General features: G+C 69.7%; 12 protein-coding genes and 1 riboswitch. Of the genes, 5 read left to right on the top strand and 7 right to left on the bottom strand.

Features of this window, described 5'->3' with window-relative positions; translation table 11 throughout:
- Positions 1 to 9 precede the first annotated feature (9 nt).
- From cydB to hisC, 3 genes are all read right to left on the bottom strand, one after another.
- On the bottom strand, positions 10 to 1,011 hold the full coding sequence (cydB, locus tag ACH4OW_RS07410) for a cytochrome d ubiquinol oxidase subunit II (protein WP_360125247.1): 1,002 nt from the start codon (positions 1,009 to 1,011) through the stop codon (positions 10 to 12).
- A 9-nt stretch (positions 1,012 to 1,020) separates the two neighbouring features.
- A complete protein-coding gene (locus ACH4OW_RS07405; RefSeq protein WP_360125249.1) occupies positions 1,021 to 2,529 on the bottom strand; it encodes a cytochrome ubiquinol oxidase subunit I in 1,509 nt (502 codons plus the stop codon).
- A 266-nt stretch (positions 2,530 to 2,795) separates the two neighbouring features.
- Positions 2,796 to 3,875, bottom strand: coding sequence for a histidinol-phosphate transaminase (gene hisC / locus ACH4OW_RS07400; RefSeq protein ID WP_360125251.1), 1,080 nt, complete (start codon positions 3,873 to 3,875; stop codon positions 2,796 to 2,798).
- A gap of 480 nt (positions 3,876 to 4,355) precedes the next feature.
- Between hisC and ACH4OW_RS07395 the strand changes: the two genes are divergently transcribed.
- The 3 genes from ACH4OW_RS07395 to ACH4OW_RS07385 all read left to right on the top strand — a co-directional run bounded on the left by ACH4OW_RS07395 (position 4,356) and on the right by ACH4OW_RS07385 (position 8,193).
- Positions 4,356 to 5,456, top strand: a complete 1,101-nt coding sequence (locus tag ACH4OW_RS07395) for a LacI family DNA-binding transcriptional regulator (protein ID WP_360125253.1) — start codon at positions 4,356 to 4,358, stop codon at positions 5,454 to 5,456.
- A 442-nt stretch (positions 5,457 to 5,898) separates the two neighbouring features.
- Entirely contained in the window at positions 5,899 to 7,083 is a 1,185-nt protein-coding gene (locus tag ACH4OW_RS07390) for a metallophosphoesterase (RefSeq protein WP_398025999.1), read from the top strand.
- 204 nt (positions 7,084 to 7,287) lie between these two features.
- Positions 7,288 to 8,193 (top strand): hypothetical protein, encoded by a 906-nt coding sequence (locus ACH4OW_RS07385; protein ID WP_360125255.1) that lies wholly within the window; start codon positions 7,288 to 7,290, stop codon positions 8,191 to 8,193.
- A 149-nt stretch (positions 8,194 to 8,342) separates the two neighbouring features.
- Here the strand turns inward: ACH4OW_RS07385 and thiC are convergent, their stop codons facing one another.
- On the bottom strand, positions 8,343 to 10,121 hold the full coding sequence (thiC, locus tag ACH4OW_RS07380; RefSeq protein WP_398025677.1) for a phosphomethylpyrimidine synthase ThiC: 1,779 nt from the start codon (positions 10,119 to 10,121) through the stop codon (positions 8,343 to 8,345).
- Positions 10,115 to 10,272: riboswitch (TPP riboswitch) on the bottom strand. Its footprint overlaps the gene before it by 7 nt.
- A 71-nt stretch (positions 10,273 to 10,343) precedes the next feature.
- On the opposite strand from thiC, the gene ACH4OW_RS07375 reads away from it, so the two are divergent.
- Positions 10,344 to 11,834 carry a YibE/F family protein gene (locus tag ACH4OW_RS07375; RefSeq protein WP_398025675.1) on the top strand — a complete coding sequence of 497 codons (1,491 nt, stop codon included), beginning with the start codon at positions 10,344 to 10,346 and terminating at the stop codon, positions 11,832 to 11,834.
- A 67-nt stretch (positions 11,835 to 11,901) separates the two neighbouring features.
- Here the strand turns inward: ACH4OW_RS07375 and ACH4OW_RS07370 are convergent, their stop codons facing one another.
- The 3 genes from ACH4OW_RS07370 to ACH4OW_RS07360 all read right to left on the bottom strand — a co-directional run bounded on the left by ACH4OW_RS07370 (position 11,902) and on the right by ACH4OW_RS07360 (position 13,790).
- Positions 11,902 to 12,327, bottom strand: coding sequence for an SsgA family sporulation/cell division regulator (locus ACH4OW_RS07370; protein ID WP_360125261.1), 426 nt, complete (start codon positions 12,325 to 12,327; stop codon positions 11,902 to 11,904).
- Between the two features lie 676 nt (positions 12,328 to 13,003).
- Positions 13,004 to 13,228 carry a DUF5326 family protein gene (locus ACH4OW_RS07365; protein WP_360125263.1) on the bottom strand — a complete coding sequence of 75 codons (225 nt, stop codon included), beginning with the start codon at positions 13,226 to 13,228 and terminating at the stop codon, positions 13,004 to 13,006.
- A 244-nt stretch (positions 13,229 to 13,472) separates the two neighbouring features.
- Positions 13,473 to 13,790: a cupin domain-containing protein gene (locus ACH4OW_RS07360; RefSeq protein ID WP_360125265.1), complete on the bottom strand. Its 318-nt coding sequence runs from the start codon at positions 13,788 to 13,790 to the stop codon at positions 13,473 to 13,475.
- Positions 13,791 to 13,838: 48 nt separating this feature from the next.
- On the opposite strand from ACH4OW_RS07360, the gene ACH4OW_RS07355 reads away from it, so the two are divergent.
- Positions 13,839 to 14,219, top strand: coding sequence for a phage holin family protein (locus tag ACH4OW_RS07355; protein WP_398025672.1), 381 nt, complete (start codon positions 13,839 to 13,841; stop codon positions 14,217 to 14,219).
- Positions 14,220 to 14,298 lie beyond the last annotated feature (79 nt).

Raw genomic sequence — 14,298 nt, 5'->3', positions numbered from 1 at the left:
GGAGTCGTCCTAGTGGGCGTCGGCGATGTGCTGGGTGCCGATCCGCTTGCGGAAGACCCAGTAGGTCCAGCCCTGGTACAGCAGGACGACCGGGGTGGCGATGCCCGCGCACCACGTCATGATCTTCAACGTGTACGCGCTGGACGAGGCGTTGCTGACCGTGAGGTTCCAGCTCTCGTTCAGCGAGGACGGCATCACGTTCGGGAAGAGCGTCAGGAACAGCATCGCGACCGCGGCCACGATCGTGACGCCCGAGAACGCGAACGACCAGCCCTCACGCCCGAGCCGGTTCATGACCAGCCCCGCGACCAGCGCCACCACCGCGACGACCATCGCGACCAGGCTCTTCGTGTCGCCCTGGGAGAGCTGGGTCCAGCCCAGGAATCCGATCGCCAGCACGGCGGCGACCAGGCCCAGGACGGTGGCCGTCCGGCGGGCCCGCTCCCGGATGTCCCCCAGCGTCTTGAGCGAGGCGAACACCGCGCCGTGGAAGGTGAACAGGGACAGCGTGACCAGGCCGCCGAGCAGCGCGTACGGGTTCAGCAGGTCCAGGACGCTGCCGACGTACTCCTTGTGCGCGTCGATCTGCACGCCCCGCACGATGTTGCCGAAGGCCACACCCCACAGGAACGCGGGGAGCAGCGAGCACCAGAAGATCGCGTGCTCCCAGTTGCGCTGCCAGCGCTCCTCGGGCCGCTTGACGCGGTACTCGAACGCGACGCCGCGCACGATCAGGCAGACCAGGATGAGCAGCAGCGGCAGGTAGAAACCGGAGAACAGGGTGGCGTACCACTCGGGGAAGGCGGCGAAGGTCGCGCCGCCCGCGCTGAGCAGCCACACCTCGTTGCCGTCCCAGACCGGGCCGATGGTGTTGATCAGGACCCGGCGCTCGCTGCGGTCGCGGGCGAGCAGCTTGGTCAGGACGCCGATGCCGAAGTCGAATCCTTCGAGGAAGAAGTACCCGGTCCACAGCACGGCGATGAGTACGAACCAGACGTCATGGAGTTCCACGGTCGCCTCCTAGTACGAGAAGGCCATCGGCCGGTCGGCGTCCGCGTGGTCGCCGCCGATCTTGGTGGGCGGGTTGAGGTCGTCGTCCGTCAGCTCCGGCGGCCCGGCCTTGACGTACTTGACCAGCAGCCTGACCTCGACGACCGCGAGCACCGCGTACAGCAGGGTGAAGACGGTCATCGAGGTGAGCACCTCGCCCTGCGAGACGCCGGGGGAGACCGCGGAGGAGGTCTTCAGTACGCCGTAGACGGCCCAGGGCTGGCGGCCCATCTCGGTGAAGATCCAGCCCCAGGAGTTGGCGATGAGCGGGAAGCCGAGGGTGACGAAGGCCAGCGACCAGTACAGCTTGCTCAGGCGGACGCCGAGCACCTTGTTCTTGGTGAGGGCCAGGTGGGGTGGTTCCTCGTCCCCCGTGCGCAGCCCCGGCGCGAGCCAGAACTTCTTGCGGGTGAGCCAGAGCCCGGCCACGCCGATGGCGAACGAGGCCATGCCGAAGCCGATCATCCAGCGGAAGCCCCAGTAGGCGACCGGGATGTTGGGCCGGTAGTCGCCGGGCCCGTACTTCTGCTGCTCGGACTTGTTGACGTCGTTGATGCCGGGAACCGGCGAGGAGAAGTCGTCGTGGGCGAGGAAGGAGAGCAGGCCCGGGATCTCGATGGCGACCTTGTTGTGGCCCTTTTCCACGTCTCCGTAGGCGAAGACGGAGAACGGTGCGGGGGCTTCCTTGTCCCACAGTGCCTCGGCGGCGGCCATCTTCATCGGCTGCTGCCGGAACATGACCTTGCCGAGCTGGTCGCCGCTGATCGCGGTGAGCGCGCCGGCGATCACCAGGGTGATCAGGCCGAGGCGCAGCGAGGTGCGCATCACCTTGACGTGCTTCTTGCGCATCAGGTGGAAGGCGGCGATGCCGACCATGAACGCGGCGCCGGTCAGGAACGCGGCGGTCAGCGTGTGGAAGACGACGACGAGGGTGGTGTCCTGGGTCAGGACCTTCAGGAAGTCGGTCAGCTCGGCGCGGCCGGTGGCGGAGTTGTACTTGTAGCCGACCGGGTGCTGCATCCAGGAGTTGGCGGCGAGGATGAAGTACGCCGACAGGATCGTGCCGATAGAAACCATCCACATGCAGAAGCAGTGGATCTTTTTGGGCAGCTTGTCCCAGCCGAAGATCCACAATCCGATGAAGGTGGATTCGAAGAAGAACGCGATGAGCGCTTCGAACGCGAGCGGAGCGCCGAAGACGTCACCGACGAACCGCGAGTAGTCGGACCAGTTCATGCCGAACTGGAACTCCTGGACGATGCCGGTGACGACACCCATCGCGATATTGATCAGGAAGAGCTTGCCCCAGAACTTGGTCGCCTTGAGGTACTGCTGCTTGCCCGTCCGTACCCAGGCGGTCTCCAGTCCGGCCACCAGGGCGGCAAGGGAGATCGTCAGGGGGACGAAGAGGAAGTGGTAGACGGTCGTGATGCCGAATTGCCATCGCGCCAGGGTCTCTGGCGCCAACGCCAGGTCCACGTCGAGTCTCTCCTTACGTCGCCGTGTGCTGTCTACGGCTGCCTCGCCCCGGTTTGTCCCGATAGAAGCGGGACATAAAGGGCGCGCTTGTGAACGCGTTCACATTCACAAGCAATTATCACCCATGGCCGGAACCCTGCCTTTACGGGGGGTACGTGACTACGGTCACGCTCGATAAAAACAGCGCGCGGCCGCAGGCCACGCGCTGTATTCCGCTCGGGCGGGCCGGCGAGCGGCCCCCGAGCACATCAGTTATTCATTCCGGCTCACAGCTCCTTGCGGAACTCCTCGGCGGCCTGCAGGAACAGGTCCATCGCCGCGGTCTCGCCGATCGTCACGCGCACGCCCTCACCAGGGAACGGACGCACCACCACGCCCGCCTTCTCGCACGCCGCCGCGAAGTCGGCCGTACGGTCCCCCAGCCGCAGCCAGACGAAGTTCGCGTGCGTCTCGGGCACCGTCCAGCCCTGCGCGGTCAGCGCCTCGCACACCCGGGCCCGCTCCGCGACCAGCGCGTCCACCCGTTCCATCAGCGCGCCCTCGCTGCGCAGCGACGCCACCGCCGCCTCCTGCGCGAGCTGGCTCACGCCGAACGGCACGGCCGTCTTGCGCAGCGCGGCCGCGACCGGCTCGTGCGCCACCGCGAAGCCGATCCGCAGGCCGGCGAGCCCGTACGCCTTGGAGAAGGTCCGCAGCACGCAGACGTTGGGGCGGTCCCGGTACAGGTCCAAGCCGTTCGGCACGTCGGGGTCGCGGTTGAACTCCTGGTACGCCTCGTCCAGGACGATCAGGATGTCGCTCGGCACCCGGTCCAGGAACGCTTCCAGCTCCGCCCGGCGGACGACGGTGCCGGTGGGGTTGTTGGGGTTGCAGACGAAGATCAGCCGGGTGCGGTCGGTTATCGCCGCGTACATGGCGTCCAGGTCGTGCACCTCGCCGGAGGTCAGCGGAACCCGCACGGAGGTGGCACCGGCGACCTGGGTGACGATCGGGTACGCCTCGAAGGAGCGCCACGCGTAGATCACCTCGTCGCCGGGCCCGGCCGTCGACTGCACCAGCTGCTGGGCCACGCCCACCGAGCCGGTGCCCGTCGCCAGGTGCTCGACCGGCACCGAGAAGTGCGCGGACAGCTCGGCCATCAGGCCCGTACAGGCCATGTCCGGGTAACGGTTGAAGGCCCCGGCCGCGGCCACCGCGCTCTCCAGGACGCCGGGCAGCGGCGGATACGGGTTCTCGTTGGAGGACAGCTTGAACGTGACAGGGCCGTCCGTCGCCGCCGGCTTGCCGGGCTTGTAGGTGGGAATGCCTTCCAGCGCAGCGCGCAGTTTCGGGCTCTTCTCGCTCACTGCAGGTTCCTCCTCGGCCGTGCCGTCCGTCTCCAATACTGCACACCTTATGAGGATTGCTCTGTCAGGCGTAGGCCCTTGCCGATACGGACGGCCGCCGGGGAGGCGGGGCGGGCCCCGCGCCGGGCGTCCGGAAGCTCCGTCCGGAACCCGCCTGAAGATCGCCGAGGCCCCTGTCGCGGGGCACCGCGGCTGCCGCTCCACCCGCGCAAGGCCCTTGGGGAGCGCTCCTCGCTGTGTTACGCGCCGGTGGCTCGCGCCGTGGCGCGCATCCCTCGTGAAGGTGACTTGAGACCTCTTCGAGACCTGGACCAATCGGCAGGCGACTCCCGGCGATCGTCAGACAGACGCCGGTAGTCGCACCCAATCCCCTACGTTTCGCAGGGCATTTGGGGGCACATGCCATGCAGAAACGTGCCTTTCCGCTCCTGCATGCAGCGCCCCGCGAAAGGACCGCCCGAGCCCTACTATCGGCTCGCCATGACAGCAGCAGGGAAGCACCAGGTGAGCCGGTCGACCGGTCGCCGGCTGGGGCGGGCAGGCATCCGGGACGTGGCCGCCGCAGCCGGGGTATCCATCACGACCGTCTCCGACGCGCTCAACGGCAAGGGCCGGCTTCCGGATGCCACCCGTCGCCACGTCCGCGAGGTGGCCGACCGGTTGGGCTACCGCCCTTCCGCCGCCGCCCGCACGCTCCGTACCGGCAAGTCAGGGCTCATCGGCCTGACCGTGACGACGTACGGGGATGAACCTTTCACCTTCACCGAATTCGCGTACTTCGCGGAGATGGCCAGAGCCGCCACCTCGGCGGCGCTCGCCCGCGGCTACGCCCTCGTCATCCTGCCCGCGACCTCCCGCCACGACGTCTGGTCGAACGTCGCCCTCGACGGCACCGTCGTCATCGACCCGGCCGACGGCGACCCCGTCGTCACCGAGCTCGTACGGCACGGCATCCCCGTCGTCTCCGACGGCCGCCCCGGCGGCACACTCCCCGTGATGGGCTGGGTCGACAACGACCACGAGGCGGCCGTCCTCGGCCTCCTCGACCACCTCGCCGACGCCGGCGCCCGCCGGATCGGCCTGCTCACCGGCACCACCACCGACACCTACACCCGCCTGTCCACCACCGCGTACCTGCGCTGGTGCGAGCGGGTCGGCCAGGACCCGGTGTACGAGTCCTACCCCGCCCACGACCCGTGCGCGGGCGCGGTCGCCGCCGACCGGCTGCTGGCCCGCCCGGACCGCCCCGACGCGGTCTACGGCCTCTTCGACCCGAACGGCACCGACCTGCTCGCGGCGGCCAGACGCTACGGGCTGCGCGTCCCCGACGACCTGCTGCTGGTCTGCTGCAGCGAGTCCACGGTCTACGCCACGACCGAGCCGCCCATCACCACCCTCTCCCTCAAGCCGCGCCGGATCGGCACCGCGGTCGTCCAGCTCCTCATCGACGCCATCGAGGGGCTGGACAGCGGGCGGCCGGTCGAGCAGGTGATACCGACGGACCTGATCGTGCGGACCTCCTCCCAGCGCAGGTCCACGCGCACCACCGTCAGTCCGCCGCGGGGTCCTTCCGGGGCTTGACCGTCACACGTTCGAGCGGCCGTGTGGATGCGCCTGCCGTATCCACACGGCCGGAGGTTCGGGTACGACCGGACAGCGATCCGGCGTGCGGACATACGGACATCAGGCTCGTCGTCCGGACGTACGGACACCGCCTCCTCCGCGGCCCCGCCGCCCGCCGTCCTGGCGCCCGCCGCCCTCCTGGCGCCCGGCGCCGCGCCGAGGCACCCCGGGCCACTTCGCCAGGTCCACGCACCGCCGTGCCGCCGTGCCGCCGTCCCGGCACCCCGCTGCCCGCGATAAAATCGGGGTGATCCCGGAGAAAACGGCAGCGAACACCGGGCGCCGAGCGATTGACCACCCCCGGGTGCGTCACAACCCGCGAGCGGCATTCCTATGATGGGCGCACGACACCACGGACCGCCGTCGACCAGGCAAGGTCCGCGAGGTGCACGGCGGCGCGATGGTGGAGGGGTCGATGACTCAGGGGGCCAGTGTGGGACCCATGGTGCGGACCATGCCGGCACAACCTCCGGCTCCGGCACAACCGCCTGCTGTGCCGGTCCCCCCGGCCCCGGCGGTACCGCCGCCCCCACCCATGCCGCCGGCCTTCGCCGGAACGCCCGACGGCATGCCACCCGAGTACACCCCCACCGAGCGCTCCCTCCCGGTCATCGGCGCGGGCGCGTCGGCAGGCGGGCCCGGCCGCCCGCAAGGACACGCGGACATCCCGCCCGTCACCCGTACGGACACGCTCATCGACCGCCCGACCGTCGACCTGACGGCGGTGCCCGAGTCGGCCGTCCCCGCCCCCGAGGGCCAGGAGGGCGGCGGCCCGCTGTACGTCGTCGGCGACGTGCACGGCTACTACGACGAGCTGCGCGAGGCGCTCGCCGCCGAGGGCCTCATCGACGCCGACGGCCAGTGGGCCGCCGGCAACGCCCGCCTGTGGTTCCTCGGTGACTTCACCGACCGCGGCCCCGACGGCATCGGCGTCATCGACCTCGTCATGCAGCTGTCCGCCGAGGCCGCGGCGGCCGGCGGCTACTGCAAGGCCCTGATGGGCAACCACGAACTGCTGCTGCTCGGCGCCAAGCGGTTCGGCGACACCCCCGTGCAGTCCGGTGCGGGCACCGCCTCCTTCCAGGCGGCCTGGCTGCTCAACGGCGGCCAGAAGTCCGACATGGACCGCCTCCAGGACCACCACCTGCAGTGGATGGCCCGCCTGGACGCCATGACGGAGGAGGACGGGCACCTGCTCGTGCACTCCGACACGACCGCGTACCTGGAGTACGGCGACTCCATCGAGGACGTCAACGACACCGTCCACGACGTCCTCACCCGCAGCGACGCCGACGAGGTCTGGGACCTGTTCCGCAAGTTCACCAAGCGCTTCGCCTTCCGCGACGACGAAGCGGGCCCGACGGCCGCACGCGAACTCCTCGGCGCCTACGGCGGCGGGCGCGTCGTGCACGGCCACAGCCCCATCCCGTACCTCCTCGGCGAGGTCGGCGGCGAGGACGACGAAGGCGAGGGAGTCGCCGTCGAAGGGCCGCACGTGTACGCCGACGGGCTCGCCATCGCCATGGACGGCGGGATCACCATGGCCGGAAAGCTACTGGTCGTTCAACTTCCCCTGACTGGCTGACCGTCAACCGGGCAGAGGTAGCGGCAGGTAGGGAAGTGGCGCGACGGGGCCCGAGCGGGGGCGTGGCGGTCCCTATTTCCGCAAACACCCTGTCACCCCGTGCCGGAGGCGCTCTACCATCGGTCTATCCGTAGCAGGCTCTCCTCCGTTTCCGCCCACTGCCCGGCCCACGCCGGCCTGTACGGCCCTACGGAGCATCGGGGGATGCACATGAACAGCGCTCCGCACCTGCTGAACGAGGACCGCGCGGAATTCGCGCGGCTCCTCGACGAGGCGCTGCGCACCGCGGATTACCGGAAGGACCCGGCCTCCGCGGCGGGAAAGCACCTCAACACCGAGCAGTTGCGCACCATGGCGCTCAGCGCCACAACCGCCATCGCCGCGTGTGCGACGGCCGAATACCGACACTACGTACGGCTCCGCGACGAACTGCGCGCTCCGGCACCCGCACCGGACGCGGGCGGCGTGGAAGGCCGCGAGGAGAAAGGCGCTTCAGCGGGCAGCCCCGGCATCGACCTCGCCACGACCGTGGGGGAGGCCGCCGAGCCCTCCGGCGCCGGGCTGGCCGCGATGATCACGGTACTGGTGCCGGTACTGGCGGGGATCGCCGCCGTGCTCTTCCTGCTCATCGGGTACGTGCTGCGCACCGTCGGCACCGACAGGTCCGCCGCCCAGCCCCTGATCAGCGTGGGCTGGGTCTTCGCGGCGCTCACCGCCGCCGGGGCGCTCGTCGCCATGGCGAGCCTGGTCTACGCGGCCTGGCGCAACGGCTCGACGTCGCTGCGCGCCCCACGTACCGGCGACGGCCTGGGCGCCCGGGCCCGGGAGGTGGACCTCGCCCGGGACGCCTGGCGGCAGGCGCTCCTGCAACGCGGCATCGTGCCGTTCCTGCGCGAGGCGCTGGCCGACCCGGCGACCGTCAACGGCCGCGGCACGGCCCGGTACGTACCGCGCCGCGGCGTGGACGGCGGCCGTATCCCGAGTCTGGGCTTCACCAGCCCGGATTTCACCAGCCCGGACGGCGGCCCGCCCGCCGCTCCCCGACCCCGCTTCACCAGCCCGGACTTCACCAGCCCCGACTACGGTGGCCCCGACCACCATCCCGAGTAGCGCCCACGCACCACCGCACCCGCACCGCGGGGGCAACGGCACCGGGCCCCCGCGGCGTCCCGCCGGTACAGGTACCGACGGGACGGAGCCGGGCCCGGAGCCGCACGGCGTACGCGCGGCTCCGGGCCCGGATCCAACGTGCGGAAAGGTCACTCCGCGATCGGCAGGTACACCCGGTTCCCCGCCGCCGCGAACTCCCGCGACTTCTCCGCCATGCCCGCCTCCGCTTCCGCGCCGACCGCCAGGTCGCCGCCGTGTTCGCGGCGGATGTCCTGGGAGATCTTCATGGAGCAGAACTTCGGGCCGCACATGGAGCAGAAGTGCGCCGTCTTCGCCGGTTCCGCCGGCAGCGTCTCGTCGTGGAAGGCGCGGGCCGTGTCCGGGTCGAGGGCCAGGTTGAACTGGTCCTCCCAGCGGAACTCGAAGCGCGCGTCGGACAGCGCGTCGTCCCAGTCCTGGGCGCCCGGGTGGCCCTTGGCGAGGTCCGCCGCGTGCGCCGCGATCTTGTACGTGATGACACCGGTCTTGACGTCGTCCCGGTCCGGCAGGCCCAGGTGCTCCTTGGGCGTCACGTAGCAGAGCATCGCCGTGCCCCACCAAGCGATCATCGCCGCGCCGATCCCGGAGGTGATGTGGTCGTACGCGGGGGCGACGTCGGTGGTCAGCGGGCCGAGCGTGTAGAACGGCGCCTCTTCGCAGATCTCCTGCTGGAGGTCGATGTTCTCCTTGATCTTGTGCATCGGGACGTGTCCCGGGCCCTCGATCATCGTCTGCACGCCGTGCCGCTTGGCGATCGCGTTCAGCTCGCCGAGCGTGCGCAGCTCCGCGAACTGCGCCTCGTCGTTGGCGTCCGCGATGGAGCCGGGGCGCAGGCCGTCGCCGAGGGAGTACGTGACGTCGTAGGAGGCGAGGATCTCGCAGAGTTCCTCGAAGTGGGTGTAGAGGAACGACTCCTTGTGGTGGGCCAGGCACCACGCCGCCATGATCGAGCCGCCGCGCGAGACGATGCCGGTCTTGCGGCGGGCCGTGAGGGGGACGTAGCGCAGCAGGACGCCGGCGTGGACGGTCATGTAGTCCACGCCCTGTTCGGCCTGCTCGATGACCGTGTCCTTGTAGATGTCCCAGGTCAGTTCCTCGGCCTTGCCGTCCACCTTCTCCAGTGCCTGGTAGAGGGGGACGGTGCCGATGGGGACGGGGGAGTTGCGCAGTACCCACTCGCGGGTGGTGTGGATGTTGCGGCCGGTGGACAGGTCCATGACCGTGTCGGCGCCCCAGCGGGTCGCCCAGGTCATCTTCTCCACCTCCTCCTCGATGGAGGAGGTGACGGCGGAGTTGCCGATGTTCGCGTTGACCTTCACCAGGAAGTTCTTGCCGATGATCATCGGCTCGATCTCCGGGTGGTTGACGTTGGCGGGCAGTACGGCCCGGCCGGCCGCGATCTCGTCCCGTACGAACTCCGGAGTGACGTTCTCGCGGATCGCGACGTACTCCATCTCCGCCGTGACCTCGCCCCGGCGCGCGTACGCGAGTTGGGTGACCGCAGCGCCGCCCCGGCCACGGCGCGGCTGCCGGGGGCGTCCAGGGAAGACCGCGTCGAGGTTCTTCAGGCCGCCGCGCGGCGAGGTGTGCTTGAGGCCGTCGTCCTCGGGCCTGGGTGGCCTGCCCGCGTACTCCTCGGTATCTCCTCGGCTGATGATCCAGTTCTCCCGCAGCGGCGCCAGGCCGCGGCGGACGTCGGTTTCGATGTTGGGGTCGGTGTACGGCCCTGACGTGTCGTAGAGCGTCACGTCCTTGCCGTTGGTGAGGTGCACACGCCGGACCGGGACTTTCAGGTCGGGCCGCGATCCGGTGAGGTAGCCCTTGTGCCAGCCGATCTCCTTGGCGGAGCCCTGGCCGTTTTCGGGCGTGCGTGCATCCTGCAGAGTCATGAAGACCCACTCCCTACGCCGGCATTACCCGGTAACAGGTTCGGCGGTCGACGCAGCAAGTCCGTGACGGCGTTTCCGGCTTCGGCCGGACGTTCCGTACGGGGGTCAGCGCCCTCTCAGCCCGGTGCTCCGAGCTCCCGCGATTGCAAAGGTGACACCACGGTAGCGGCCGATATGGCGCGGTGACCAGGGGGCCCTGCCAGTTCTTGCGATGATCGGGCGGTGACCAGCAACGAGCCACCGCACTCCGCGCACCACCACGCTTCCGGTCCGGCGCACGGTCCCGACGGCGATCGCGCGCAGCCGCCGCCCCCCTCAGGACACGGGCACGGGCACGGCCATGGCCACGGGCACGGCCCCGCGGCCCCGGTCTCCCGGCACCTGCGCAAGGTCATCGCGGCAGTGCTGATCCCGTTTGCCGCCGCCGTCCTGGCCGGGCTGGTCGTGCTGTGGCCGGGTGGCGCACCCGGCCACAAGCCGACCGGCGTCGGCTTCGACCAGCCCACCGAGAAGGCGAAGGTGGCCAAGGTCGAGGAGGTCGACTGCGCGGACGTCCATGCCCAGCAGCCGACGCCGCAGGAGCAGTCCGGCCCCTCGGACACGCGGCAGGCAACGCACTGCGAGCGGGCGGTCATCGAGGTGACCACCGGCAAGGACACGGGCCGGCGGTTCGAGGCGATCGTGACGCCCGACGCCACCCGCCACTACACGGTCGGCCAGGGCGTCGTGGTCGCCTACTCGCCCAAGGCCCCCAAGGACCTCCAGTACTCGGTCACGGACGTCGACCGGACCTTCCCGATGTGGGTACTCGCCGCGGTCTTCGCGCTGGCGGTGGTCGTGGTCGGCCGGCTGCGCGGGGTGCTGGCGCTGGTCGCGCTCGTCGTGAGCTTCGGTGTGCTGACGCTGTTCATCCTGCCCGCCGTCCTCCAGGGGTCGGACCCGCTGGTGGTCGCCGTCGTCGGAGGCAGCGCGATCATGCTGGTCGCGCTGTACATGTGCCACGGGCTGACGGCCCGTACGTCCGTGGCCGTGCTCGGCACGCTCGCGTCACTGCTGCTGATCGGCCTGCTCGGCTCGCTCTTCATCGGGTGGGCGATGCTGACCGGCAACACCGACGACCAGACCGGGCTGGTGCACGGCCTGTACCCCGACATCGAGATCCGCGGCCTGCTGCTGGCGGGCATCATCATCGGGTCGCTGGGCGTACTGGACGATGTGACGGTCACCCAGACCGCGGCGGTCTGGGAGTTGAAGGAGGCCGATCCGTCGGCGAGCCGCCGCAAGCTCTACGGAGCGGCGATGCGGATCGGGCGCGATCACATCGCGTCCGTCGTCAACACGCTCGTCCTCGCTTACGCGGGTGCGGCACTGCCCCTGCTTTTGCTGTTCTCGATCGCACAGAGCAGTGTCGGCACCGTCGCCACGAGCGAGGTGGTCGCGGAGGAGGTCGTCCGCACGCTGGTGGGCAGCATCGGGCTGGTCGCGTCCGTACCGCTGACGACGCTGCTGGCCGTGCTGGTCGTCTCGGCGGACCGGGACGCGGGGCGGCCGACGGGCCGGGGTGCGCGGCGGACGGCGGGTGGGGGAACGGGCCGGGGCGCCGGGGGCCGGGGCGCCAAACGGGTCGGTGCGGGTCAGGGTCCGGACCCGGACGGCGGTACGGGCCGGCAGCCGGTGCTCGGCGGCCGCGGCAGGCGGCGGCGCGCACGCTGATCCGGGGGCGGTACCCGTCACTCCGCGTCACATATCACCGCCTCGCCTCCACTCGGGTCCCGCGACTTCACCCCGCCTTCTGTGCCTCGGAAAGAATCCGGTCCAATGTCGATTCGAGCGTGTCGCACACCTCTTCCTCCCCGATCGGCACCAATCGGTCCGTGCGGTCCAAGAAGGCCACCAGCGGCGGGGCGCCGGCGCGGAACAACGCCCGTTCGTCCGCCACCTGTAGGCCGATGAAGACATCGCTGAGATGTTCGGAGGAGGACGGCTCGATGCGCACGTCACCCTCGCCGGACGGCTTGCTCAGCCCGTCCAGCAACAGCTCCCGGCTGAACGCCCAGGTCACGGGCACATCGCCGGGAAGGTCGAAGGTGAAGCTGACCGCATAGGGGTCCGCGCGGTCGAAGTACAGCTCCACCGGGATACGGAAAGCGAGCTCCTCTGAAACGAGGAAGCTCATGATCACTTCTGCCTGAACTGTGTCGGTCATCAACCTCTGCCCCGTACTTGGTCGGAGATGGCCAGGAATCGTCCCTCTTGGCCCCATTGACGCCATCGTCTGTCACGTGCAAGCGGATCACAAGGAGTGATTTTTCAGATACTGATGGAGAAAGCGGGTGTCGCGCGCATCGCCTCCGCCATCCTGAGTAGTCGGCCGGTAACGCAGTGTAGGCGTTGAGTGACGCTCACGGGAAGGGAAACCGCCATGGTCGCGGCCGCCGGACCGACCTGTATCGGGAGCGCCGAGCATACTGTGCCGAAGGCATATTCCGGTTGCACATAGGCGAATTGGGCGCGCCGGACGGCATTCAGGCGGTGCGGCGGGCCTGCGGCCAGGCCGCCCTCGGACCGTGCGGAGTCGGCGTCAGCGGTTGCACCGGGTGACGGGCCCAAGTGCTCCTTCCCGGCCTCCTCGTCGGGCCGCGCCAGCAGGCAAGGATGAATTCACCGTTCACCATTGCCAACATCAACCCCCGGGCCGGTCACCGGGACAGGGCGGCCGGCCGAAAGGACCGTCCCGGGGGCGCAGCCCGGCCGGCGAAATGCGGAACGCCCCGCTCCTGAGAGGAGCGGGGCGTCGGAAGGCGGGCCGCGATCGTCCGACCGGGCCGGACCGGGCCGTGACCGTCAGCCCAGGCCCGGTGCCCGGCGTGGCAGCCGGCAGCTCACCAGTCGCCGCGCGAGGACGAGGACGACGAGCCCGTGAGCCTGCGCACCAGGTAGACCACACCGGCGATCAGCGCCACCGCTATCAGCACCTTGAAGAGCAGGCCGATCAGGAACCCGACCGCACTGGCGATCAGGCTGCCGAACACCACCAGGAGGACGACGGGCACCGCGACCCACGTCACCCACCACGGAAGTCCTGCGAACGTCCCCTTGCCGGCCATTGCTCTGCCCTGCTTTCTGCGTAGTCGCCGTATTTCTCTGCGTTGTGCGCTTCACGTCTTTCACGCGGCCCGCGGACCTGTTCAACGTCCCGCATCCGTATCGCGTGCCCGGAGCCCCGGGTCCGGGGGACCGAGGTCGGGTTTCCCCTGCACCACCGATGCTAGGGCGGCGCGTTACGGAACGGGGGCCGCGCGGCCCCGGCCCTCCCCTGAACCGTCCCCTACGGGTCCGACGGTGCGCGCCTCAGCTCTCGGGGGGAGAGAAGACCACCATCACCCGCAGATCCTCGCTGATGTGGTGGAACTTGTGGGCCACACCGGCGGGTACGTACACCACGCTGCCGCGCGCAACCGAGGTCGTCTCCATGCCGACGGTGATCGCCGCCCGGCCGCTGACGACCAGGTACACCTCGTCCTGCTTGTGCGGCAGCTGCGGGTCGGTGCTGCCCGCGTCGAGCGCGTAGAGCCCGACCGACATGTTCCGTTCCCGCAGGAACTGCAGATACGCGCCGTCGTTCGCGGCCCGCTCCGCCTCCAGTTCGTCGAGCCTGAAAGCCTTCATGTCATTCGTGCCCCTCGAAGAGTCCGTCTCGTCTGCGACGATCTCACCATGAAGAATTTCGTGGTCAAGACGATCGCCAACGCCGCGGCGCTTGCCGTGGCCATCTGGCTGCTCAAGGACATCACGCTGACCGGTGAGAACACCGGCCGCAAGGCGCTGACGCTGATCCTGGTCGCGCTGCTCTTCGGAGTGGTGAACTTCGTCGTCAAACCGGTGGTGAAGCTGCTGTCCCTGCCGCTGTTCATCCTCACCCTCGGCCTGATCACGCTCGTCATCAACGCACTGATGCTGCTGCTCACGTCGTGGCTGGCGGACAAGCTCCACCTCGCCTTCCACGTGGAGGGCTTCTGGACCGCCGTCCTGGGTGGCGTGATCGTCTCGATCGTCTCCTGGGCCGTGCACATGGTCCTGCCGGACGACCGGGACTGACCGCCTGCCGCGCCCGTACGACACGGAGGCGGAGCGCTCCCACGATCCGGACGTGCCGAACCCCCACTACGGCGGTGTG

Source organism: Streptomyces sp. NPDC017056 (assembly GCF_044332485.1).
Classification (GTDB): Bacteria; Actinomycetota; Actinomycetes; order Streptomycetales; family Streptomycetaceae; genus Streptomyces.
The sequence above is the reverse complement of the archived record's forward strand: the minus strand, read 5'-3'. Positions and strand labels throughout refer to the sequence as shown.